Origin of the sequence: Mycobacterium sp. KBS0706, assembly GCF_005938675.2 — a bacterium.
GTDB lineage: Bacteria > Pseudomonadota > Alphaproteobacteria > DSM-16000 > Inquilinaceae > Inquilinus.
The window spans coordinates 1-579 of record NZ_VCCH02000335.1; the positions used below are offsets into that span (position 1 = coordinate 1).

Annotated in this window: 2 pseudogenes; both read left to right on the plus strand. The window is 66.7% G+C overall.

Annotated features, from left to right (window positions below):
- Nucleotides 1-364 (plus strand): annotated as a pseudogene (locus FFK22_RS42140) (TIGR04028 family ABC transporter substrate-binding protein); the annotation flags it as partial.
- Nucleotides 365-438: 74 nt separating this feature from the next.
- Nucleotides 439-579, plus strand: a pseudogene (locus tag FFK22_RS44710) (ABC transporter permease); the annotation flags it as partial.

Consider the following 579-nt stretch of genomic DNA (forward strand, 5'->3'; position numbering starts at 1 on the left):
CGACCCGGAGAAGACGCCGGTCTCGCCCGCCATGGTCGGCCGCGCCGACCCGGACGTGATCAAGAGCCAGTACTATCCGTCGAACCGAGACGTGCTGCGGCAGAAGGGCGGCGCCAGCACCAAGGTGAAGAGCTTCGTCGACGACAAGCTCAACGGCCTGCTGGTGGCGTTGTCGTCCGAACCGGACACCGCCAAGCGGCTGCAGATCGCCGGCGAGGTCCAGGCCTATGTCCTCGACCAGGCCTATGCGATCCCGATCTTCGAGGAGCCGCAGGCCTTCGCCGGCGCGCCCTACCTCAAGGGCATCGCCTTCGAGGCGGTCGGGCGGCCGTCCTTCTACAACACCTGGCTGGCCGAGCACTGAAGGCTTCCAGAGATGCGAACTGATGCCGTCGTCGTGTGCTCTCTCTTGTCGGTTGGGACTGCGAGGCCCCGCCTATGACCCGTTATCTCCTCGGCCGGATCGGGCAGGCGGTGCTGGTGCTGTGGGCCGCGTTCACGGCGGCTTTCATCCTGCTGCAAGCCCTGCCGGGCGACGCGATCCTGATCAAGTTCCAGAACCCGGAGCTGGGGCTGAGC